Raw genomic sequence first — 22,310 nt, 5'->3', positions numbered from 1 at the left:
AGTGACCACCCTGCAACCTCTCGCCGCCGCGGTGACCTCCGAACCCGCGGCCGCGCACGCGGCAACCGGCATCACGGCATACGCCTGGCTCCTCGTCGCGCTCCCCGCGCTCGGCGCCGCGGTCCTCCTCCTCGGCGGACGCCGCACCGACAAGTGGGGCCCGCTGTTCGCGGTCGCCATGTCGTGGTCGGCCTTCGTCGTCGGCTTCATCGTGTGGATCGCCATGCTCGGCCGCGACGGCGAGTCCCGCGCCATGCACCTCGACCTCTACAACTGGGTCCCGGCCGGGTCGTTCCAGCTCAACGCCGGGATGCTCGTCGACCAGCTGTCCGTGACGTTCGTCCTGCTCATCACGTTCGTCGGGTCGCTCATCCACGTCTACTCGCTGGGGTACATGGAGCACGACCCGGACAAGCGCCGGTTCTTCGCCTACCTCAACCTGTTCGTCGCGGCGATGCTGCTGCTCGTCCTCGCCGACTCCTACCTGCTGCTCTACGTCGGCTGGGAAGGCGTGGGTCTCGCGTCCTACCTGCTCATCGGGTTCTGGAACTACAACCCGGCCTACGCCACCGCCGCCAACAAGGCGTTCGTCGTCAACCGCGTCGGTGACTTCGGGCTGTCGGTCGCGATCATGATCATGTTCGCGGCGTTCGGCACCGTCACCTTCGCCGGTGTGCAGGAGGCCTCCGGCGGCGCCGGCTCCGGCGTCCTCACCGCGATCGGGCTGATGCTGCTGCTCGGTGCCTGCGGAAAGTCCGCGCAGTTCCCGTTGCAGAGCTGGCTCGGTGACGCGATGGCCGGTCCCACCCCGGTGTCCGCGCTCATCCACGCGGCGACCATGGTGACCGCCGGCGTCTACCTCATCGTGCGCAGCAACTTCATCTTCGAGGGCGCACCCAACGCCCAGCTGGTCGTCGTCATCGTCGGCGCGATCACGCTGCTGTTCGGTGCGATCGTCGGCTGCGCCAAGGACGACATCAAGAAGGCGCTGGCGGCCTCGACCATGTCGCAGATCGGCTACATGATGCTCGCCGCGGGCCTCGGCCCGGTCGGGTACGCCTTCGCGATCTTCCACCTCGTCACGCACGGCTTCTTCAAGGCCGGGATGTTCCTCGGCGCCGGGTCGGTCATGCACGGCATGAACGACCAGGTCGACATGCGCCGCTTCGGCGGGCTGTCCGGCGCCATGAAGATCACCTGGGCGACGTTCGGCCTCGGCTGGCTCGCGATCCTCGGCGTCCCGCCGTTCTCGGGCTTCTGGTCCAAGGACAAGATCATCGAGGCGGCGTTCATCGGCGAGGGCTGGCGGCCGTGGGTCTTCGGTGGCGCCGCGCTCATCGGTGCCGGCATCACCGCGTTCTACATGTCGCGCCTGTTCTTCATGACCTTCCACGGCAAGAAGCGCTGGACGGACGACGTGCACCCGCACGAGTCGCCGCTGCTCATGACCGTGCCCATGATGGTGCTCGCCGTCGGCTCGGCGCTGCTGGGTCTCGTGCTGTCGATCGGTGGCACCTTCAGCAGCTGGCTCGAGCCGGTCGTCGGCGGACACGCGGAGGGCGAGCACCCGGTGCTGCCGGTCCCCGTCCTCATCACGCTGACCCTGCTGCTCGTCGCAGGCGGTGTCGCGCTGGCCTGGCTGCGCTACTGGCGCGACTCGGTGCCGGAGACGGCGCCGACCGGCTCGCTGCTCACCCGCGCTGCGCGGCGTGACCTCTACCAGGACGACGTCAACGAGGCCGTGTTCATGCGCCCCGGCATCCACCTGACGCGTGCGCTCGTCTTCGCCGACAACCGCGGCATCGACGGCGGTGTCGGTGGGCTCGCCGCCCTCATCGGTGGCACGTCGAGCCGTCTGCGCAAGCTGCAGAACGGTTTTGCGCGGTCCTATGCCCTGACGATGCTCGCCGGCGTCGTCGCCATCCTCGGTGCTGTGTGGGTGATCCAGTGATGTCGAACTTCCCCTGGCTGACGGTGATCGGGCTCATCCCGCTCATCGGTGCCATCGTCGTCGCCGCGCTCCCCGCGAGCATGGCCGACCAGGCCAAGAAGGTCGCGCTGGGCTTCTCCCTGCTGACGCTGGTCTTCGGCGTCGCCGCCGCCCTGCAGTTCAAGACCGGGTCGACCCAGCAGTTCCAGCTGGTCGAGCAGCACGAGTGGATCCCGCAGTTCGGGGTGTCCTACGCCCTCGGTGTCGACGGCCTCGCGCTCGTCATGATCCTCATGGCCCTGGTGCTGCTGCCGATCTGCATCCTCGCCGCGTGGGACGACGTCCCCGAGGGCGGCAAGCGGGAGAAGAACTACTTCGCCCTCACGCTGGTCCTGGCCACGTTCATGGTGGGCGTCTTCGCCGCCACCGACGTGTTCCTGTTCTACGTCTTCTTCGAGGCCATGCTGATCCCGGTCTACTTCCTGATCGGGTCCTACGGCGGCCCGCGTCGGCAGTATGCCGCGGTGAAGTTCCTCCTGTTCTCCCTCGCCGGTGGTCTGGTCATGCTCATCGGCGTGATCGCGCTCTACAAGTACGGCCCCGGCGGTGCCGACGGCTTCCTCGTCACCAAGCTGACCGGGCTCGACCTGCCGGTCGCCGCAGGGCGCTGGATCTTCCTCGCCTTCTTCATCGCGTTCGCCGTGAAGGCCCCCATGTGGCCGGTGCACACCTGGCTGCCGGACGCCGCCACCGAGGCGCGTCCCGCCACCGCGGTGCTGCTCGTCGGCGTGCTCGACAAGGTCGGCACCTACGGCATGATCCGGTTCTGCCTCCAGCTCTTCCCGGAGGCCTCGCAGTGGGCCACGCCGGTGGTGCTCGCGCTGGCGGTCATCTCGATCATCTACGGCGCGCTGCTCGCGATCGGCCAGACCGACGTGATGCGCCTGATCGCCTACACCTCGGTGAGCCACTTCGGCTTCATCGTGCTGGGCATCTTCGCCTTCACCACCACCGGTGGCGCGGGCTCGACGCTCTACATGCTCAACCACGGGTTCACGACCGCGGCGCTGTTCCTGGTCGCCGCGATGCTCGTGGCGCGCCGCGGCAGCAAGCGGATCCCCGACTTCGGTGGCTGGCAGCGGGTCACGCCCGGGCTCGCGGGCGTCTTCCTCGTCGCGGGCCTCGCCGGTCTCGCGCTGCCCGGCCTGAGCCCGTTCGTCTCCGAGATCATGGTGCTGGTCGGGACGTTCCAGCGGTACAAGCTGCCCGCGGTCATCGCGACCACCGGCATCATCCTCGCCGCGCTCTACATCCTGCTCATGTACAAGCGGATGATGACCGGGCCCAAGCCGCAGCTCGACCGGCCGGTCCGTGACATCACCCTGCGCGAGAAGATCGTGGTGGCCCCGCTCATCGCCGCCTTCCTCGTCTTCGGCTTCTACCCGAAGCCCGCGCTCGACCTGCTCAACCCGGCCGTGAAGGCGACCCTGCAGCACGTGGGCGTCACCGACCCGGCACCGACCTCCGTTGCCGAGGGGAGCTCCAAGTGATGACCGCCGCGCTGCCTGCCGCGCTTCCCGCTGCGTTCAAGGCCGCCGACTTCGACTACGGCGCCATCGCGCCCATGCTGATCGTCGCCGGTGGTGCGGTGATCGGGGTCCTGTTCGAGGCGTTCCTGCCGCGCCGCCTGCGGCACACCGCGCAGACGGCACTGTCGCTGGTGACCCTCGTCGCGGCATTCGTCGTGCTGGTCACGGTGTCGGCACAGGAGTCGCACCGCGGCTTCACGCTCGCCCGCGCCGTGGCCATCGACGGGCCTGCCCTGTTCCTCCAGGGGACGATCCTCGCGATGTCCATCCTCGGCATACTCACCATGGCCGAGAAGTTCGGCGGCAAGGGCGCCGACGCGTTCACGCCGATGGGTGCCGCCATCCCTGGTTCGGCCCACGAGGCGGCGGCACTGCGCGCCGGCCTGAGCACGAGCGACGTCTTCCCGCTGGCCCTGTTCTCGGTGCTGGGCATGATGCTCTTCCCGGCCGCGAACGACCTGCTGATCATGTTCGTGGCACTCGAGGTCCTCTCGCTGCCGCTCTACCTCATGTCGGGCCTGGCCCGCCGTCGTCGCCTGCTGTCGCAGGAGGCGTCGCTCAAGTACTTCCTGCTCGGGGCGTTCAGCTCGGCGTTCTTCCTCTTCGGTGCGGCCCTGCTCTACGGGTATGCCGGGTCGATCTACCTGCCCGACATCGCTGCCGCCGTCACCACGGCCAACGGCCAGCTGGAGGGCCTGCTCATCCCGGGTGTCGTGCTCGTGCTGGTGGGTCTGCTCTTCAAGGTCGGCGCCGTCCCGTTCCACTCGTGGACACCGGACGTCTACCAGGGCGCGCCCACCCCGGTCACCGGCTTCATGGCGGCATGCACCAAGGTCGCCGCGTTCGGTGCGATCCTGCGCTTCGTCTACGTCGGCGCCGAGGCCAACCGCTGGGACTGGCGCCTTGGCGTCATCGCCGTCGCGGTCCTCACCATGGTGGTTGGCGCGATCCTGTCCGTCACCCAGACCGACGTGAAGCGGCTCCTCGCCTACTCCTCGATCGCGCACGCGGGCTTCATCCTCGTCGCGGTGATGTCCTTCGACCGCACCGGTGTCGCCGGCACCATGTTCTACCTGGCGGCCTACGGCTTCACCACGATCGCGGCGTTCGCCGTCGTGTCGATGGTGCGTCAGGGCGGTTCGGAGGCCTCGCACCTGTCGCAGTGGGCCGGTCTCGGGCGCACCCACCCCGTCGTGGCGGGCGTCTTCTCGTTCCTGCTGCTGGCGTTCGCGGGCATCCCCCTCACGTCCGGCTTCGCCGCAAAGTATGCCGCGTTCGCGCCGGCCATCTCCTTCGGCGGCCGGGCGGGCGTCTGGATGGTCGTCATCGGCGTGATCGCCAGTGTGGTGACCGCGTTCGTCTACGTGCGTCTCATCGTCCTCATGTACTTCACCGACCCGCCGGTCGGTGAGCCCGTGGTGGCCGAGGTGGCGTCCCCGTTCACGACCGCGGCGATCACCGTCGGCGCGCTCGTCACGCTCGTCCTCGGCGTGCTGCCCGCGCAGGTCCTCGACCTCGCCGAGCAGTCGTCGCAGTTCATCGCGAAGTGAGCTCGACCCCACCCGTGCTGGCGCTGCCGTCGGTCTCCGACGAGCTCGCCGCACAGCTGCAGCAGGGCATCGCCGACGTCGATGCGTTGCTGCGCAAGGAGATCGACCACGACGACCCGTTCATCGCCGAGGCGAACACCCACCTGGTGGATGCGGGCGGCAAGCGGTTCCGGCCGATGCTGACCCTGCTGGCCGCGGAGGTGGGGTCGGGTCGCAACGAGCAGGTGGTGGCGGCCGCCGCCGGTGTCGAGCTCACTCACGTGGCGTCGCTGTGCCACGACGACGTGATGGACGAGGCGCAGCTGCGGCGGGGCGTCCCCAGCGCCAACGCGGCATACGGCAACTCGGGCGCCATCCTCATCGGTGACCTGCTCTTCGGCACGGCCTCCTCGATCATCGCCGACCTCGGCGCCGAGGCCGTGAAGATCCAGGCGCAGACGTTCGTGCGCCTGTGCGCCGGACAGATCCGCGACGCACGCCCGGCACCCGAGGGCGTCGACGCGCGCGACTACTACCTCGGTGTGCTCGAGGACAAGACCGGTGTCCTCATCGCCACCGCCGCCCGTTACGGCGCGATGTTCTCCGGCTGTGACGCGCAGACCGTGGAGGTGTTGCGGCAGTACGGCGAACGGCTCGGCATGGCGTTCCAGCTCGCCGACGACCTCATCGACGTGTCGTCGGAGGCGGCCGACCTGGGCAAGACGCCCGGCACCGACCTGCGCGAGGGCAAGCGCACCCTGCCGGTGCTGCACGCACTGGCCTCGACCGACCCCGCCGACGCGCGCCTGCAGGAGCTGCTGCGCAGCGACCTGCGGGACGACGCGGCCGGCCTGGCCGAGGCGCTCGAGCTGCTGCGCGCGCACCCCGCGATGGAGCGCGCCCGCGAGCAGACCGCCGCCGTGGCACGCGATGCACAGGACCTGCTGGACCCGCTGCCGCCGTCGGAGGCCAAGGACGCACTGCGCGCCCTGGCGACCAGCGTCGTCAACCGCGTCGGCTGAGTTCCCTTCTGCTGAAACGTCGCTCGTCCTCGCGCTACGCAGACGCGATGGGAGGTATGCCGCGGACTCGCGTCCGCGGCATACCTCCCGTTCGTCGTGGGTGACCCTCGTCAGCGGGTCGGGCGGATCTGGATCACGGCCGGTCGCGGCTGGCCGTCACCCTGGTAGGGGAACTGGCTGAGCGGGGTCTCCGGCGAGCCCCCGGTCTCCTCACCCGGGTGCTGCACCGCCGCGAGCACCGTGCGCTGGTCCCACGTGACGAGCGGGCCGCAGGTCTCGGCGTACGCCGGCACCGACAGGAACTGCTGGAGGTGACCCTTGTGCGGGCCCTCGAGCGGGTAGAGGTACATGCCGTCGCAGGCGCCGAGGGCGTTGCCGTCCGTGGCGATCCACATGTTGCCGGCCTCGTCGAAGGCGATGTTGTCAGGGCACGAGATGGGCGACACCTCGGAGCGGTCGTAGCCGTTCCAGTAGGTCGTCGGGTCGTTCGGGTCGCCTGCGATGAGGACGATCTTCCACGCGAACGTCGGCTGGGTGTCGTCGCCGCGGGTCGGCGTGATCTCGATGATGTGGCCGTGCTTGTTGTTGGCGCGCGGGTTGGCCTCGTCGATCTGGCTCGGCGTGCGCCGCGTGTTGTTGGTGCACACGACATAGGTGCGGCCGTTGACGAGGTTGGGCTCGACGTCCTCGGGGCGGTCCATCTTGGTGGCGCCGAGCTTGTCGGCGGCGAGGCGCGTCCAGACCAGCACCTCCTCCAGCGACATGCCGGGCACTTGGCTCTTGCCGTCCTTGGTGATGGCGAGCCACTCGCCGGAGCCGTCGCTGATGCCGTCCTCGAAGCCGTCACCGGTGAACTTCGCGACGTAGAGGTCGCCCTCGGACAGCAGCCCCAGGTTGTGCTTGCGCGCCTTGGGGGAGTTGCCCTTGCGGAAGGTGTCGCGCGAGACGAACTTGTAGAGGTAGTCGAACCGCTCGTCGTCGCCCATGTACGCGACCACGCGGCCGTCGGGGGCGATGGTGACGTTGGCGCCCTCGTGCTTCATGCGGCCCATCGCCGTGTGCTTGACCGGGGTCGAGGTGGGGTCGGACGGGTCGAGCTCGACGACCCAGCCGAACCGGTTGACCTCGTTGGGCTCCTGCGTGGCGTCGAAGCGGCCGTCCACGCGCTCCCAGCCGCGGCCCTTGGAGCCGGTCAGGCCATAACGCTGGTATGCCGCGGCCTGGTCGGCCGGGGCGGTCGCCGCGGAGAAGTAGCCGTTGAAGTTCTCCTCACCGGAGATGACCGTGCCCCACGGGGTGGTGCCACCGGCGCAGTTGCCGAAGGTGCCCAGGACGCGGGTCCCGGACGGGTCGGCGCTGGTGCGCAGGAGGCGCGACCCGGCGGCGGGTCCGTCGACGACGAACGGGGTCGTCGCGGTGACGCGGCGGTTGACCGTGGCTCCCCTCACATACGACCACTCGGCCTTGGCGCTCTTGCGCTCGACCGCGACGACGGACATGCCGTGGGCGGCCATGGTGATGCGAATCTGCTCGGGCGTCAGTGAGGCCGACCCGGTGTAGCCGCGGAACATCAGCTCGTCGTTGGTGTACTCGTTGTTGCACACCAGCGTGGCGTCGTTCTGGCTCTTGCCACGGATCAGCGTGGTGTAGTCGTTGTTGTAGCCGAACTGCCCAGCCTGCGCGGCCGCGCTCTGCCGGTCGAAGTCGAACTCAGGCGCGCCGGGCAGGATCGGGTCGCCCCAGGCGATGATCGTCGACCAGGTGAAGCCCTCGGGCACGACGACCTTGTCGGTGCCGGCGGGCACGGGCTCGATCGGGGTGAAGCCGAACGGTGAGGTGCCACGGCCGCGCGTCCTGGGCGCGCCGGCGGCCGGCGCCGTCGCGGGGGCAGCGGCGGCGGGCATCGCGCTGGCGGCACCGAACCCGACGAACGCAGCCGCGAGGCCGGCTCCCTTGAGGATGGTGCGGCGCGAGGCGGACGCTGCGGCGATGTCGCCGAAGTAGCCGTTGTCGGTGGTGTTCGGCACAGGCTTGGAGCAGGCGTCGTCGCAGCGGTAGTGACAGGTCATGGCGCTGCGGCCACCGGGGTGGCTGGGAGAGACGGCGAGCGGCAGCAGGCGACGCTCGGGGGCAGGTGCGGACATGCGTTTCCTCCGGTTGGGGCGTGCGAGATGTGGCGTGCGGACCGCCGCCAAATCTAGGAACGCAGGAGGCCCTGCCGGGCAACCGTGAGGTGACCAGCAGGTGACGACAGATGAACGAACGGGTATGCCGCGCGGCGAGCCCGCGGCATACCGACCGGTGCCGTGCGGGCAAGGTCAGGAGCGCATCGCGACGCCCTCGCGCCAGTAGCCCATGAACGCCACCCGCGCGCGGTCCACCTGGAGCTCGGACACCAGCGCCCGCCGGAGCGTCTTCACGAGCCACGACTCACCGGCGATCCAGGCGTAGGTGCCGGCGAGGTCGCGGCCGGTGCCGGACGCCAGCTGGGCCTGGAGGTCCTCGCCGGCCGAGGAGAACCGTGCCGTCTCCCACACCTCGACGTCCATGCTGGTGCGCACGGGCGGTTGCGGTGCGTCGAGGTCGACCGCGGGCAGCCCGAGCTCCGAGCGCACGAGTCCGACCAGACGCCGACCCGGGCGGTCGTCGTCCCGGGTCACCCACGTCACCTCGATGCCGGGGTGCGTGGGCAGCGGCACCTGGTCCGCAGCGCAGGGCACCTCGAGGAAGGCCCGGCCGGCCAGCATCGGGTCGGCGTCGGCGAGGATGCGGGCGATGGCGGGCACGGCGGTCTCGTCTCCGATCAGCAGCAGGTCACGTGCTGCGCCCGCAGCGAACTCCGTTCCGCCCCAGTCAGATCCGTGACGGTGCGGAACGACGACCACGGCGCGGTCGCCCGGCACGGCCGACAGCGCCCACCGGCAGGCGGGTCCGATGCCCGGGCGCGTGTCGCCGTCGAGCTCATGGTCCCCGTCCTCGTCGTGGACGACGAAGTCGACCACCAGGCGGCGCGACACACCCTCGCCGACCACGTCGCGCACGGTGTAGGTGCGCATGAAGGCCCGCTCGTCGTCGGGCATCGCCATCCAGCTCGCGTACCACTCCTCCTGTGTCCCGGCCGGCTCCGGCAGCCGCCCGGTCGGGCCGGGCAGCACCAGCTTGAAACGTGTGTCGTGGCCCAGCGCGGCGAGGTCGGCCAGCGCGGGCGCGCCGAGGGTGATGCGCACGAAGGCAGGGCTGATGCGCTGGACGGCCGTGACCTCCACTGGCGTCACGAACCCCGCGGGAGCGGCCTCGGTCGTGGTGGCCCTGGTGTCGGTGGGTGCGGCGGTCATGCGGTGGCTCCGTTCGCGACGAGGGTGGGGCGGCGGCTGTGGTGGCGGCCGATCGGCACGACCAGAGGGGTGCCCGAGACGGGGTCCTCGACGACGAGGCACTGCATCCCGAACACCTCCGACACGCGTTCCTGGGTGATCACCTCGCGCGGCGGGCCCTCGGCCACGATCCGGCCGTCCGCCATGGCGACCAGGTGGTCGGCGTAGCGGGCAGCCAGGTTGAGCTCGTGCAGCACCATCACCACGGTCGTGCCGCGGGTGGCGTTGAGATCGTGCAGCAGGTCGAGCACCTCGACCTGGTGCGCCACGTCGAGGTAGGTCGTCGGCTCGTCGAGCAGGAGCAGGTCTGTCTCCTGCGCGAGCGCCATCGCGATCCAGACGCGCTGGCGCTGCCCGCCGGACAGCTCGTCGACGACCCGGTCGGCGAGGTCGAGCGTGCCGGTCACCTCCAGCGCGCGGGCGACCGCCGCCTCGTCCGCCGCGCCCCAGCGCTGGAACCGCCCCTGGTGCGGTGCGCGTCCGCGGCCCACGAGGTCGACGACGGTGACGCCTTTGGGGGCGACCGGGTTCTGGGGGAGGAGCCCGAGCGTGCGCGCCACCTCCTTGGTGGGTATGCCGTGGATGGACTTCCCGTCGAGCAGCACCTGCCCGGTTCCCGGGCGCAGGAGCCGGGCGAGACCGCGCAGCAGGGTGGACTTGCCACAGGCGTTGGCGCCGACGACGACGGTCACCGCGCCGTCGGGCACGCGGGTCGTGACGTGGTCGACGACCGTGCGGTCGTCGTAGCCCAGCGAGAGGTCGTGGGTGGCCAGCCGGGTGCCGGTGACGCGGCCGGTGACGCGGTCGGTGATGCGGTCGGTGGATGCGTCGGTGGCTGGGTCGATGCTCATGAGCTCCTCCTCGAGGTGCGGCCGGTCGCGACGAGCCACAGCAGGAACGGGGCGCCGAGGGCGCCGGTGACGACGCCGACCGGCAGGTTGACGTCGGGGACGAGGTAGGCGCCGAGGTGGTCGGCGCCGACGACGAGGATGGAGCCGACCAGGGCCGACGCGACGAGGCTGGTGCGGCCACCGTTCAGGGCGCGGGCGATCGGGCCGGCGAGGAACGCAGCGAACGCCACGGGGCCCGCGGCCGCCACCCCGACGCTGACGAGCAGCACGGCCACGAGCAGCAGCGCGTCGGTGCGCCGGGGCGACGAGCCCAGCCCGGCGGCCGTGTCGTCGCCGAGCTCGGTGAGGCGCAGGCTCCCGGCCAGCAGGGCGACCACGGGCAGCAGCACGAGCAGGCAGCCAGCAGTGCGTGCGATGGCAGGCCAGCTCGCCGAGTTGAGGCTCCCGGTGAGCCACACCAGTGCCGCCTGCGCGTCGTAGATGCTGGCCCGGGTGAAGAGGTACTGCACCACGGCCACGAGGAACGCCGACGCCCCCACGCCGACCACGACCACCCGGTAGCCGCCCGCTGCTCCGGCAAGCGTCCGCACCAGCACGGCCACCGCGACCGCCCCGGCGATCGCGAAGCCGGACACGGCGACGCCCTGGAGGCCGAGCACCACGATCGCGAACACCGCTGCGGCGCTCGCACCCATGCCGACGCCGATGATGTCGGGGGAGGCCAGTGCGTTGCGCAGTGTCGTCTGGAAGACCGACCCGCCGAGGCCGAAGGCTGCGCCCACGAGGACGCCGAGCACCGCCCGCGGCAGCTTGGACTCCATCACCACGAACGTCGCACCGGGAATCTGCTCACCGGCGAGGATGCGCACGAAGTCCGGGATGGTGACGGTGAAGTCACCCAGCAGCACCCGCACGAGGAACACCCCGAGCAGCGCCACGACGAGTGCGCCGACGAGCAGCCGGTGCCGGCGGCTGACCCGCGAACGAGCCGCGCGCACCATGTCGACGCCGGCCGGCATACCCGGTGTGCCGACCCGTGAGTCGGTCGCGGCGCTCACAGCGACCCCATCCGTCCGCGGCGCACGAGTGCGAAGAACACGGGCACGCCGATGACCGCGGTCATGATGCCCACCTGCACCTCGGTCGGCGGGAGGATGACGCGGCCGACGACATCGGCCCAGGTGACGAGTGCCGCGCCGATCACGACACTCATCGGGAGGATCCGAAAGTAGCTGGGGCCCAACAGGATTCGCGCAGCGTGGGGTGCAACCAGGCCCACGAAGGCGATCGGTCCGGCCAGCGCTGTCGCCGCACCGGCCAGCAGGATGACCGACAGCCCGACGACCAGGCGGTCGAGCCCGGCCCGCCGTCCCAGTCCCCGGGCGAGGTCGTCGCCGAGGGCGAGCACGTCGAGCAGGCGCGCCCCCGTGAGCGCGAGCACGGCGCCGGTGAGAAGGAACGGGAGGACGGGGCCGACCACCTCGACGCCGCGTCCGCCGACCGTGCCAACCTGCCAGAACCGGAACGTCTCGAGCGTCTGGAGGTCGGTGATCAGCAGTGCCGAGGTCCAGCTGGTGAAGCCGGCGGTGGCCGCCGCCCCGGCGACGGCGAGCTTGATCGGGGTGGCGCCGTCACGGCCCAGACCGGCGATGGCGTGCACCAGCACGCCGGCAACGGCCGCACCCGCCAGCGCGAACCAGATCTGCACCGGCAGCGAAGTCACCCCCAGCAGCGCGACGGCGGTGACCATGCCGAGCGCCGCCCCCGCGTTGATGCCGAGGATGCCGGGATCACCGAGCGGGTTGCGGGTGAGCCCCTGCATGGCGGCGCCCGCCAACCCCAGTGCCCCACCGGCCAGGAGTGCGAGCACGGTCCGCGCCACGCGTGCGGTCACGACGGCGTGGTCGGCGTCATCCGCCCGCGGGTCGGTGAGGGCCGCCCAGACGACCTCGGGGGACAGCATCCGCGACCCCACGTGCAGCGACGCGACGACCCCGGCCGCGAGCACCGCCAGGGCGATGGTCACGGCCAGGGCCGGTCGGGTCGTGCGGTTTGTCAGCGTCATGAGGCCGGTGGCGTTCCTTGCGGTCAGCAGTCGGGGCGGTCAGCAGTCGGCGCGGTCAGCAGTCGGCGCGGTCAGCCGTCGGCGCGGTCGACGGCTTGGGCGATCGACGGCACGAACTTGTCTACGACGTACGGCAGCGACAGCGGGGAGGGGGACGACATCCCAGTCACGTCAACGGGATTCGCGGCCTCGACGTACCCACCGGTCTTGAACGCCGGGATCTGCTTCAGCAGCGGGTCGGTCAGGAACTTGCGCATCTCGCCCGGCTTCTCGGTGTACGTGATGAACACGTCCGACTTCAGGGTCGACGCCTGCTCGGCGGAGATGCTCTTGGAGAAGTCCTTGGTGCCCTTGCTCAGCTCCTCGACCACTGGTGCGGTCTTCATGCCCAGGTCGGTCAGGACGCGCGGCCGGTTGTCCAGCGGCGTGTAGAACTGCACCTGCGAGGTGTCGGTGGCGCTGAGCATGCCGAAGATGACGGTCTTGCCGACGATCTGCGGGTTGTCGGCCTGTGCCTTCTTCAGCACGGCCTCGGTCTCGGCCTTGACCTTCGCGGCCTCGGTGCTGCGGCCCAAGGCCTTGCCGATCAGGTCGAGCGAGGTCTGCCACGAGGTGCCCCAGGCGTCACCGGGGTAGGCGATGGTGGGGGCGATCTTCGAGAGCTTGGCGTACTCGTCCTTGGTGATGCCGGAGTTGGTCGCGACGATCAGGTCGGGCGTCGCCTTGGCGACCTCCTCGACCGGGATGCCGTCGGCGTCGCTGTAGCGCGCGGGCTGCTTCCCGCCGAGCTCCTTGAGCTTCGCGTCGAACCACTGCGTCGAGCCGGCCGCATTGCCGCCGTAGGTGATCTTGGTCGACGCGACCGGCACGACCCCGAGCGAGAGCACGACGTCCTGGTCCGACCAGCCGAGCGTGGCGACCCGCGTGGGTGCCTTCTCGATCGTCGTCTCGCCATAGACGTGCTTGATGGTGACGGGGTATGCCGCGTTGTCGGCGGCCGCTGCCGCGTCACCTCCGCCGGTGCGGGCGCGGGAGCCGGTGGTGCTGCCGGTGCTGCACCCGGCGAGGGCGAGGGACAGGGCGGCCACCGTCGCGGCGGCGGTGGCGAGGAGTCGAGAAGGCTTCATATTAGGGAAGCCTAACCTTACTGCCGGTGATTAACGCAAGTCGGCTGTGTCGTTAATCGAGACGGAGCCGTCGGCCGCGGCTGAGCCTGTCGGGTCGCCCCGCCCGGGGCGCAGCCGGGCCGACCGGCTGGCCCGCTGGCGCAGCGAGTCGACGGTCAGCACGGCGAGGGCGACCCACACGATCGCGAACCCGACCCACCGCTGCGGCGACATGTGCTCGCCGAGCAGCAGCACGCCGCACAGCAGCTGCAGGACCGGCGTGACGAACTGGAGCAGCCCGATCGTGACGAGCGGGACGCGCCGGGCAGCGGCCGCGAACAGCAGGAGCGGCAGGGCCGTCGCGGCGCCCGACAGCACGAGCAGGCTCGTGTGCCAGCCGCCATCCGTCGTGAAGGTCGTCTCCCCACGGGCCGTCAGGATCACCAACAGCGCCAACGCAATTGGCGCGAGGACTGCCGTCTCCGCAGCGAGCGACTGCATGGCCTGCAGGCTCGCCCCGACCTTCTTCTTGACCAGTCCGTACGAGCCGAAGGTCGCGGCCAGCGTGAGCGCGATGACCGGTACCGACCCTGCGGCGAACGACAGGTAGAGCCCCGCCACCGCGCCGATCCCGACCGCGACCCACTGCAGCAGCCGCAGCCGCTCCCGCAGCACCACGACCCCGAGGAAGACCGTCACGATCGGGTTGAGGAAGTAGCCGAGCGCCGCCTCGGTCGTGTGTCCCGTGATGACCGCCTGCACGTAGACCACCCAGTTCAGGGCGATCAGCAGCGCGGCGGCGACCACCCCCAGACCGAGCCGCGGGCGGCGCCACAGCTGCGCCGCCCAGGCGAGGTCGCGCCGCACGAGCAGCACCAGCGCGCACAGGACCAGCGTCCACAGGATCCGGTGGCTGAGGATCTCCCACGCCCCGGCCGGCTTGAGCGCGTGGAAGTACAGGGGGAAGGCGCCCCACACGGCATACGCGAGAAATCCGTATGCCGCGCCGCGACGCGCGTCACTCCCGTCGCCTGCCGCGGTCAGGCCGGTCGCGCCCGCGCCAGCCGCGCCCGCCTTCCCCGCGGCCGGCGCCTCAGGCAACAGTCCAGGTGTCGCGGCCGCGGATCAGCTCGTCGAGGTCGCTGTCGGTGGGCGGGCCACCGGCGGTGCCGACGGCGGCCTCGACCTGGTGGCGCACCTGGTCGTCGTAGGTGGGTCGGTCGACGTTGCGGAAGATGCCCATCGGCACGTGCGTCATCTCCGGGGTGTCCAGCCGGGAGAGCGCGAACGCCTGCGTCGGCTCGGGTGCGGCGACGTCGTGGACGACGACCTCACGCTCGCCGACCTCGGACTCGGGCACGAACTCCATGCCGCCACCGTCGGTGCGCACCAGGACCTTCCGGTCGCCCTCCGGTCCGACGGCCACCGGCTCGCCGTCGACGAGGTGCACGATGCGTGCCTCCTGCTGGGTGCGGTCCTTGATGAGGTCGAACGCGCCGTCGTTGAAGATCGGGCAGTTCTGGTAGATCTCCACGAGTGAGGTTCCGCGGTGCTCGGCGGCCTGGCGCAGCACCTCGGTGAGGTGCTTGCGGTCGGAGTCCATGGTGCGCGCCACGAACGTGCCCTCGGCGCCCAGTGCGAGCGACACCGGGTTGAACGGGTGGTCGACCGAACCCATCGGCGTCGACTTGGCGATCTTGCCGACCTCCGACGTGGGCGAGTACTGGCCCTTGGTGAGGCCGTAGATCTGGTTGTTGAACAACAGGATCGTGAGGTTGACGTTGCGGCGCAGCGCGTGGATCAGGTGGTTGCCGCCGATCGACAGCGCGTCGCCGTCGCCGGTCACGACCCACACCGACAGGTCGCCACGGCTCGTCGCGAGGCCGGTCGCGATGGCCGGCGCACGCCCGTGGATCGAGTGCATGCCGTAAGTGTCGAGGTAGTAGGGGAACCGCGATGAGCACCCGATGCCCGAGACGAAGACGATGTTCTCGCGCTTGAGCCCGAGGTCGGGCAGGAACCCCTGGACGGCGGCCAGGATCGCGTAGTCGCCACAGCCGGGGCACCAGCGGACCTCCTGGTCGGAGGTGAACTCCTTCTTGGTCTGCTTCGGTGCGTCCTCGGCGAGGCGCGGCACACCGGCCGTGCCCGCGGTAGGCGACGTACCCGGCATACCCAGGTCTGTGCTCATGCTCGGACCTCTTCACTGGTGGGGTCGGTGGCGGCGTCGTCCTCGAGTAACGACACGATCGCGTCGGCGAGCTCGACGGTCGTGAACGGCAGCCCGCGCACCTGGGTGAACGAGTGGACGTCGACGAGGTACTTGGCGCGCAACAGCAGCGCGAGCTGCCCCATGTTCATCTCGGGCACGAGCACGCGGTCGTAGCGGCGCAGCACCTCGCCGGTGTTGGCGGGGAACGGGTTGAGGTGGCGCAGGTGCGCCTGGGCGACCTTGGCTCCGCTGTTGCGCACGCTGCGGACGGCCGCCGCGATCGGGCCGTAGGTCGATCCCCAGCCGAGGACGAGGACGTTGGCCTCACCGCTCGGGTCGTCGACCTCGAGGTCACCAATCGACTCGGCGATCCGCTCGACCTTGCCGGCGCGCAGCCGCGTCATCAGGTCGTGGTTGTCGGGGTCGTAGGAGATGTTGCCGGTGATGTTGGCCTTCTCGATGCCGCCGACGCGGTGCTCGAGACCGCTCGTGCCCGGCACCGCCCACGGGCGGGCGAGGGTCTTCTCGTCCCGCTTGAACGGGTGGAAGACCGGCTTGCCATCGGCGTCGGTGTCGTTGGGCTCGGTGGCGAACTCCACTGTCATTGCAGGGAGTTCGGCCACCTTCGGCACGGCCCACGGCTCGGAGCCGTTGGCGAGGTAGCCGTCGGAGAGGATGAACACCGGGGTGCGGTAGGTCGTGGCGATCCGCACCGCCTCCAGCGCGGCGTCGAAGCAGTCGGCGGGGGAGCGCGGGGCGACGATCGGCACGGGTGACTCGCCGTTGCGGCCGAACATCGCCTGGAGCAGGTCGGACTGCTCGGTCTTGGTGGGCAGCCCGGTCGACGGGCCACCGCGCTGCACGTCGACGATGACGAGCGGGAGCTCGAGGCTGACGCCGAGGCCGATCGTCTCGGACTTGAGCGCGACACCGGGGCCGCTGGTGGTGGTGACGCCGATGGCGCCGCCGAAGCTCGCCCCGAGAGCGGCGCCGACACCGGCGATCTCGTCCTCGCACTGCATCGTCGTCACGCCGTAACGCTTGAACCCGCTCAGGGTGTGCAGGATGTCGGAGGCGGGCGTGATCGGGTAGGACCCGAGCACGAGCGGTATGCCGGCGCGGTGCGCGGCCGTGGTGAGCCCGATCGCGAGGGCGAGGTTGCCGGTGATGTTCCGGTAGGTGCCCGGCGCCATCTTCGCGGGTGCGATCTCGTAGGAGACGGCGAAGTCCTCGGTGGTCTCGCCGTAGTTGAGGCCCGCCGTGAGGGCGGCGAGGTTGGCGGCGAGGATGTCGGGCTTGCTGCCGAACTTCTTGCGCAGGAACGACTCGGTGCCGTTCGTGGGCCGGTGGTACATCCACGACAGCAGCCCGAGCGCGAACATGTTCTTGGCGCGCTCCTTGTCCTTGCGGGACAGGGTGTCGAACTCGGCGAGCGCCTCGACGGTGATGCTGGTCAGCGCGACCGGGTGGACGTGCCACGACTCGAGGCTGCCGTCCTCGAGCGGGTTGGCGTCGTAGCCGACCTTGCCGAGGTTGCGCTTGGTGAACTCGTCGGTGTTGGCGATGATCGTCGCGCCACGCGGCAGGTCACCGAGGTTGGCCTTGAGTGCGGCCGGGTTCATGGCGACGAGCACGTCGGGGGCGTCGCCCGGCGTGAGGACGTCGTGGTCGGCGAAGTGCAGCTGGAAGCTGCTCACGCCGGGGAGCGTGCCCTGCGGAGCGCGGATCTCGGCCGGGAAGTTGGGCAGCGTCGACAGGTCGTTGCCGAGCGCTGCCGTCTCGCTCGTGAACCGGTCTCCCGTCAGCTGCATCCCGTCGCCCGAGTCTCCAGCGAACCGGATCACCACTCGATCGAGCTGCTGGACGGACTTGCTGCTCATCTGCGTTCCCGCCACCTGTTCTCCATGTCAGGTCCCGCTCGCGCGGGCGTTCTTCCATGGTATGCCGGGTGTGGCAGGGAACAGGCGACCACCCATCCATCGGACACCGTGGTCCGCGCCTCAGGTCCCCGCTGCGCAGCGCGCCTCCGCTGCGCGGGTCAGGCGGTGACGGTGATCTCGTGGATCTCGTCGTAGGGGTGCCCGGCGCGTTCGTGGATCCGCTGGACAGCCTCGGCGCTCGGACCCTCCGACAGGCAGAACACGTGGCCGGTCACCGGGTCGCCCCACGCCTGCTGGAAGTCCACACCCTCCTCGCCCTGGATCTCGAGGTCGGCGCGATGCGCCTCGAGCAACGCCTCCGGCGTGACGCCTTGCATGCTCGTGTGCACGTCCATGAACTGGGCCATGACGGTCTCCTTCTCGTACAGGCTCGTCGTACAGGTGGCCCCTCTGCAGCATTCGACGCTACGCGCGCCGCCCGCCCGCCGGATCCGTCAAACAGGTGGCGCAGCATCCACCCAAGGTCACCCGAAACCACCCAAGCGCCCTCCCGCCCCCCGGGCGGAGGCCCCCCTGGTCATCCCGGCGGTCCTTCTCGTTGCCGCAACCTCACGGTCTTGATGCCGTGGGCGTCGGTGGTGATCGTGGCTTCGTAGGTGGGGTCGTGGACCCGGCGATGGTGGAACCCGCACAGCGGCACGCATCGGTCGAGGTCGCTGCGTCCTCCCGTGGCCCAGGGGTCCTCGTGATGAAGCTCGCTCCACGCGGCGGGCCGGTCGCACCCGTGGGCAGCGCAGGTGTCGTAACGGGTGGCGACCGCGACCCGCTGGTGCTCGGTGAAGAACCTGGCCTGCCGCCCGAGGTCCAGTGGCAGGGACGCGCCGGCCAGCACCACGGGAAGGACCCCAGCGTTGCAGGCCAGCCGCCGCGCCTCGCCTGCGGTGAGGTCCTCTCCGGTGTCCTGGTGAGCCACCCCGAGGTCGCGGAACAGGTCGTCACGGTCGATCGTGACCACGACGGTGGCGGCAACCTTGCCGTGCAGGTGGTCCGTCGGCAGGTGCTCGACCAGCTCCGCCAGCGCCTTCCCGTGCCGACGCGCCCAGTCGCCACCTCGAGGCAGCGACACCAACCCATCCAGGTCATCCCGATTCAAAGGCGACCCGTCGCGACCCCGACTGTCGTCCACCACTTCGCCCGGGGCCACGATCGCGCATGGCGCCCCACCAGCGGGGGCGGTTTCCGTGCCTACCGTGCCCGCGCCTACCGTGCCCGTGCCGATCGTGCCCGCGCCCACCGTGCCACGCACGGCTGAGACTGCGGGTGACCCGTCGCCGACGCGTTGCGTGCGCCTCCGGGGTGAGGCCATCTGCTGCACTGCGTGCGCGAGAATCGCGGCCGTCGGTGTCGGCAGCGTGAACGAACCGCTCGTCGTGCCGTCGCCGTGGTCGAACATCGTGAACCGCACCGTGCGTACGCCGACCGCTCCTCCTGGCCGAGCACCGTCGCCTCGTGGTCGCGCGCAGCCCGCTCGTCGACCTCGTCCTGCGCCAGCCGCAGGACCTGCCGTCCCGCCTTGCGCAGCACTCGCTGGTCGGCGGACCTGGCGACCTGTACCAGTTCGGCTTCGGCCTTTTGCCTCGATGCCGGGCTGAGACCCGTGGGCAGCTGCTTGATCGCGTGGGCGATGATGCCCGCCTTGTCCTGTGACACATGGCCGGCTGTCACCGCGTCACGGGTGACGTCCAACCCGCCATCGGACAGGTCGGACGCCAAGGTGACTTCCCGTGCCGCCTGGCCGGAGTCTGTGTGGGTGGTCGCCGCCAGCCAGGCGCCGGTACCACTGAACCCGTCGGGCGCACCCGCCTGCGCCCGGTCGGCAGCTGCCACGACCGACAACCGCAGCCCCTGCAGCCGTCCCACTGCCCGGTCCAGCTCGCCCAGCAGCCGCGCCGCCAGCTTGGGCGACACCCCACCCGGCGCATCCAGCGGACCTGCGTCGAGCCGGTCGAGCACCTCGTGCACCGACCGGATCCCCGCGGCAGGCAGCAGCCGCTGCGACGTCGACTGTGGCGTCGTCGGGAGCGCTGCTGCGATGGCCATGCCTCACCTTATCAGAACATCAGTTCGAACAACAACCTTCGTCCACAGTCATTTCCCCCGGGTTCCTTTTACGTGACCCACAAGCCGAACGGCCCCGCCGAGGCCGACCGGTCGAGCGCGCCCTGAGCCGGCCCGCGGCATACGCTCACGTGGTGGTTGTCGCCGTGGTCCTGCCGAGCCCGCTGCTCGGGCCGGCGACGTACGAGCCATTCGTCGCGGAGCTGGCCGCCCTGGGCGGCTGGCGAGCAGGGCTCGCCGCCCTTCCGGACGATCCCTCCGACCCACGCGACGTCCTCGCCGCCTTCGCCCGGGCGACCGAACGGACGGACCTCGTCGTGGCACACAGCAACGCCGGCTACTACCTGCCCGTTCTCAGTGCCCACACGGACGCCACGCTCATCGCCATGGACGCCGCCCTCCCCATGGACCAGGGACGCGAAACCCCACTCGCCCCAACGCAGTTCGCCGACTTCGTGACTGGCCTGCCGCTGTCCGAGGACCGGCTTCCGCCCTGGCCGGCGTGGTGGCCGCGCGCCGACGTCGAGCCGCTCTTCCCGACGTCGGACTGGTTCGAGCGGGTCCTCGCCGAGGCACCGCGCCTCCGTCCTTCCTACTTCGAGGGCCGACTCCCCGTGCCGGTCGGCTGGGCGGCTGGTCGCCGCGCCTATCTTGCGTTCGACGACACGTATGCCGCGGAGCTGGCTTTCGCGACCCAGGCCGGCTGGGTCGTCGAGCAGGTGGGTGGCGGTCACCTCGAGTACTTGCGCGACCCCGGGAGTGTGGCTCGGGCCGCCGTCGACCTCGCCGCCGACGTGCTTGCGTCTGCGTGAACGGCGGCTGTGGCCACCCCTCACGCAGACGCAAGCAAGCGCCCGCACCCCGGAAAGCGGGGACACCGACCCAGTCACGCGGCATACCCTCGGGTCGTGCTCATCCGACGCGAAGCCGCCGCCGACCACGACACCATCCGCGCACTCCACCGCGCGGCCTTCACCCACGGACCGACAGATGACGGCCGCCCCGCGTCCGACGGCCTCCTCGAGGCGACCCTCGTCGACGAGCTGCGCGCCGACGGCGACCTCGTGCCCGAGCTGACCCTGGTCGCCGAGGACGAGACCGGGCGGGTCGTCGGCCACGTCGCCATGAGCGCGGCCACCCTCGACGGGCGCACCGGCGAGGTCGTGGCGCTCGGCCCGATCGGCGTGAAGCCGGACCTCCAGCGCGAGGGCATCGGGTCGGCGCTGATGCACGCCACCGTCGCCGCCGCCGACGCGATGGGCCTGCGCGGCATCGTCCTGCTCGGGCACGCCGACTACTACCCACGGTTCGGGTTCGAGCCGGCCGTCGACCACCACGTCACCCCGCCGCAGGACTGGGGCCGCGACAACTTCCTGCTCCGCCGCCTCGATGCCTGGGTGGGCTGCCCCGGAGGCGCGTTCCGCTACGCCCCCGCCTTCGACCGGCTCAGCTGATGGGCTGGCTCGGCGACTGGTGGGACCACGAGGTCGTCGGTGGCCACAAGGGTCCGCTGCTGCTGGCGTTCGTGGCGTTCGTGGTGACCTTCCTCGCGACGCGCACGGTCACGCGCCTGATCCGCGCGGGGCGCGGGCCGTTCCACAACCTGAGCAGTGGTGGCACCCACCTGCACCACTCGACGCCGGGCACGGTCCTCCTCGTCACCGGCGCCTTCACGGCCGTGGGCGCCGACGGGCGGGGACCGCTCGACTACGTCGCGGCCGCCCTGATCGGCATCGGGGCGTCGCTGGTGCTCGACGAGTTCGCGATGATCTTCCACCTCCAGGACGTCTACTGGAGCCAGGAGGGTCAGCTGTCGGTCAACGTCGTCACCCTCGTCGCGGCGTGCGTCGGTCTGGCGGTCGTGGGCGTCTCACCCACCGAGGTGCCGGGGCTCAGTGACACCACTCGGTTCGTGCGCCTCGGGGTCACTGGGGCGCTGGTCGTGCACTTCCTGCTCGTCGCCGTGGTCGCGCTGAAGGGCAAGTTCCCGACGGCCGTGATCGGGACGTTCGCGGCACCGATTGCCTGGTATGCCGCGGCGCGGCTCGCGCGACCGCGCTCGCCGTGGGCGCGCTGGTTCTACTCGCCGGCCCGGGTGGCCCACGCTGCGCGCCGGGACGCCGAGTTCGAGAAGCGTTGGGGGCCCGTGCGGCAGCGGTGGGACGACTTCATCGGCGGACGCCCGTCCCAACCCGACCCGGCTGCGCTCGCGAGTGGCAAGCCCCACTGAGCCGGTCGGGCCACGCAACGCCCATCGCTACTAGGCTGCCGGACGTGTCGCCCTACGTCGTCATCGCCGCAGTGGTCGTGGTCGGCCTGCTGCTGTTCGTGGCTGCGATGGGCGCGAGGGCGGTGCTCGCGCCCAGGGCGCCGACCCACGCGAAGCTGACGACGTACGAGTCCGGCGTCGACCCCGTGGGCGTCGACTGGGCGCAGACGCAGGTGCGCTACTTCGTCTACGCCTTCCTCTACGTGATCTTCGCGGTCGACGCGGTCTACCTGTTCCCCTGGGCGCTGGTCGTCCGCAACGCCCATCTCGGCGCCGTCTCGCTGGTCGAGATCGCCGTGTTCGTCGGGGTGTTGCTGGTCGGGCTGGTCCACGCCGGTCGCCGCGGCCTGCTGAGGTGGCTCTGA

General features: G+C 70.7%; 20 protein-coding genes. 8 read left to right on the top strand and 12 right to left on the bottom strand.

Annotated elements, in window-relative coordinates; all coding sequences use genetic code 11:
* Positions 1-10: 10 nt before the first annotated feature.
* Genes nuoL through HJG52_RS16240 form a run of 4 tightly spaced genes read left to right on the top strand, consistent with a single transcriptional unit; the run spans position 11 to position 6,070 of the window.
* A complete protein-coding gene (nuoL, locus tag HJG52_RS16255) occupies positions 11-1,951 on the top strand; it encodes an NADH-quinone oxidoreductase subunit L (protein ID WP_206071034.1) in 1,941 nt (646 codons plus the stop codon).
* Positions 1,951-3,480: an NADH-quinone oxidoreductase subunit M gene (locus HJG52_RS16250; RefSeq protein WP_171244677.1), complete on the top strand. Its 1,530-nt coding sequence runs from the start codon at positions 1,951-1,953 to the stop codon at positions 3,478-3,480. Before nuoL ends, HJG52_RS16250 begins: the two co-directional genes overlap by 1 nt.
* The gene (nuoN, locus tag HJG52_RS16245; protein WP_171244884.1) at positions 3,480-5,069 is read left to right on the top strand and encodes an NADH-quinone oxidoreductase subunit NuoN; all 1,590 of its coding nucleotides are present in this window, start codon (positions 3,480-3,482) and stop codon (positions 5,067-5,069) included. Before HJG52_RS16250 ends, nuoN begins: the two co-directional genes overlap by 1 nt.
* Positions 5,066-6,070 (top strand): polyprenyl synthetase family protein, encoded by a 1,005-nt coding sequence (locus HJG52_RS16240; protein ID WP_171244676.1) that lies wholly within the window; start codon positions 5,066-5,068, stop codon positions 6,068-6,070. Before nuoN ends, HJG52_RS16240 begins: the two co-directional genes overlap by 4 nt.
* A 110-nt stretch (positions 6,071-6,180) precedes the next feature.
* On the opposite strand, the gene HJG52_RS16235 is transcribed toward HJG52_RS16240, so the two are convergent.
* The 12 genes from HJG52_RS16235 to HJG52_RS21380 form a co-directional block, all read right to left on the bottom strand.
* Positions 6,181-8,214: a PhoX family protein gene (locus HJG52_RS16235; RefSeq protein WP_171244675.1), complete on the bottom strand. Its 2,034-nt coding sequence runs from the start codon at positions 8,212-8,214 to the stop codon at positions 6,181-6,183.
* Positions 8,215-8,388: 174 nt separating this feature from the next.
* Positions 8,389-9,405: a siderophore-interacting protein gene (locus HJG52_RS16230; protein WP_171244674.1), complete on the bottom strand. Its 1,017-nt coding sequence runs from the start codon at positions 9,403-9,405 to the stop codon at positions 8,389-8,391.
* Positions 9,402-10,295: an ABC transporter ATP-binding protein gene (locus HJG52_RS16225; RefSeq protein WP_171244673.1), complete on the bottom strand. Its 894-nt coding sequence runs from the start codon at positions 10,293-10,295 to the stop codon at positions 9,402-9,404. Before HJG52_RS16225 ends, HJG52_RS16230 begins: the two co-directional genes overlap by 4 nt.
* Complete coding sequence (locus HJG52_RS16220) at positions 10,292-11,353, bottom strand: FecCD family ABC transporter permease (protein WP_346767791.1); 1,062 nt, start codon at positions 11,351-11,353, stop codon at positions 10,292-10,294. Before HJG52_RS16220 ends, HJG52_RS16225 begins: the two co-directional genes overlap by 4 nt.
* On the bottom strand, positions 11,350-12,360 hold the full coding sequence (locus HJG52_RS16215; protein WP_171244672.1) for a FecCD family ABC transporter permease: 1,011 nt from the start codon (positions 12,358-12,360) through the stop codon (positions 11,350-11,352). The genes HJG52_RS16220 and HJG52_RS16215 overlap by 4 nt, the downstream gene beginning before the upstream one ends.
* 71 nt (positions 12,361-12,431) lie before the next feature.
* The gene (locus tag HJG52_RS16210) at positions 12,432-13,487 is read right to left on the bottom strand and encodes an iron-siderophore ABC transporter substrate-binding protein (protein WP_171244671.1); all 1,056 of its coding nucleotides are present in this window, start codon (positions 13,485-13,487) and stop codon (positions 12,432-12,434) included.
* Positions 13,488-13,517: 30 nt separating this feature from the next.
* Complete coding sequence (gene rarD / locus HJG52_RS16205; protein WP_346767790.1) at positions 13,518-14,567, bottom strand: EamA family transporter RarD; 1,050 nt, start codon at positions 14,565-14,567, stop codon at positions 13,518-13,520.
* Positions 14,560-15,657: a 2-oxoacid:ferredoxin oxidoreductase subunit beta gene (locus HJG52_RS16200; RefSeq protein WP_171244670.1), complete on the bottom strand. Its 1,098-nt coding sequence runs from the start codon at positions 15,655-15,657 to the stop codon at positions 14,560-14,562. The genes rarD and HJG52_RS16200 overlap by 8 nt, the downstream gene beginning before the upstream one ends.
* Positions 15,654-17,558, bottom strand: a complete 1,905-nt coding sequence (locus HJG52_RS16195; protein ID WP_171244669.1) for a 2-oxoacid:acceptor oxidoreductase subunit alpha — start codon at positions 17,556-17,558, stop codon at positions 15,654-15,656. Before HJG52_RS16195 ends, HJG52_RS16200 begins: the two co-directional genes overlap by 4 nt.
* A gap of 158 nt (positions 17,559-17,716) precedes the next feature.
* Positions 17,717-17,965 carry an SCO4226 family nickel-binding protein gene (locus tag HJG52_RS16190; protein WP_171244668.1) on the bottom strand — a complete coding sequence of 83 codons (249 nt, stop codon included), beginning with the start codon at positions 17,963-17,965 and terminating at the stop codon, positions 17,717-17,719.
* A gap of 170 nt (positions 17,966-18,135) precedes the next feature.
* Entirely contained in the window at positions 18,136-18,684 is a 549-nt protein-coding gene (locus HJG52_RS21745; RefSeq protein ID WP_171244592.1) for a DUF222 domain-containing protein, read from the bottom strand.
* 134 nt (positions 18,685-18,818) lie between these two features.
* Positions 18,819-19,658 (bottom strand): DUF222 domain-containing protein, encoded by an 840-nt coding sequence (locus HJG52_RS21380; protein ID WP_171244667.1) that lies wholly within the window; start codon positions 19,656-19,658, stop codon positions 18,819-18,821.
* 152 nt (positions 19,659-19,810) lie between these two features.
* Between HJG52_RS21380 and HJG52_RS16175 the strand changes: the two genes are divergently transcribed.
* The 4 genes from HJG52_RS16175 to HJG52_RS16160 all read left to right on the top strand — a co-directional run bounded on the left by HJG52_RS16175 (position 19,811) and on the right by HJG52_RS16160 (position 22,310).
* Positions 19,811-20,488 (top strand): hypothetical protein, encoded by a 678-nt coding sequence (locus tag HJG52_RS16175; protein WP_171244666.1) that lies wholly within the window; start codon positions 19,811-19,813, stop codon positions 20,486-20,488.
* 96 nt (positions 20,489-20,584) lie between these two features.
* Entirely contained in the window at positions 20,585-21,130 is a 546-nt protein-coding gene (locus tag HJG52_RS16170) for a GNAT family N-acetyltransferase (RefSeq protein ID WP_171244665.1), read from the top strand.
* A complete protein-coding gene (locus HJG52_RS16165; protein WP_171244664.1) occupies positions 21,130-21,906 on the top strand; it encodes a hypothetical protein in 777 nt (258 codons plus the stop codon). Before HJG52_RS16170 ends, HJG52_RS16165 begins: the two co-directional genes overlap by 1 nt.
* 44 nt (positions 21,907-21,950) lie before the next feature.
* Positions 21,951-22,310 (top strand): NADH-quinone oxidoreductase subunit A, encoded by a 360-nt coding sequence (locus tag HJG52_RS16160; RefSeq protein ID WP_346767789.1) that lies wholly within the window; start codon positions 21,951-21,953, stop codon positions 22,308-22,310.

The organism is Knoellia koreensis (assembly GCF_013041615.1).
GTDB classification, from domain to species: domain Bacteria; phylum Actinomycetota; class Actinomycetes; order Actinomycetales; family Dermatophilaceae; genus Pedococcus; species Pedococcus koreensis.
Note: the sequence above shows the minus strand (reverse complement) of the source record. Positions and strands in the feature narration are given on the sequence as shown.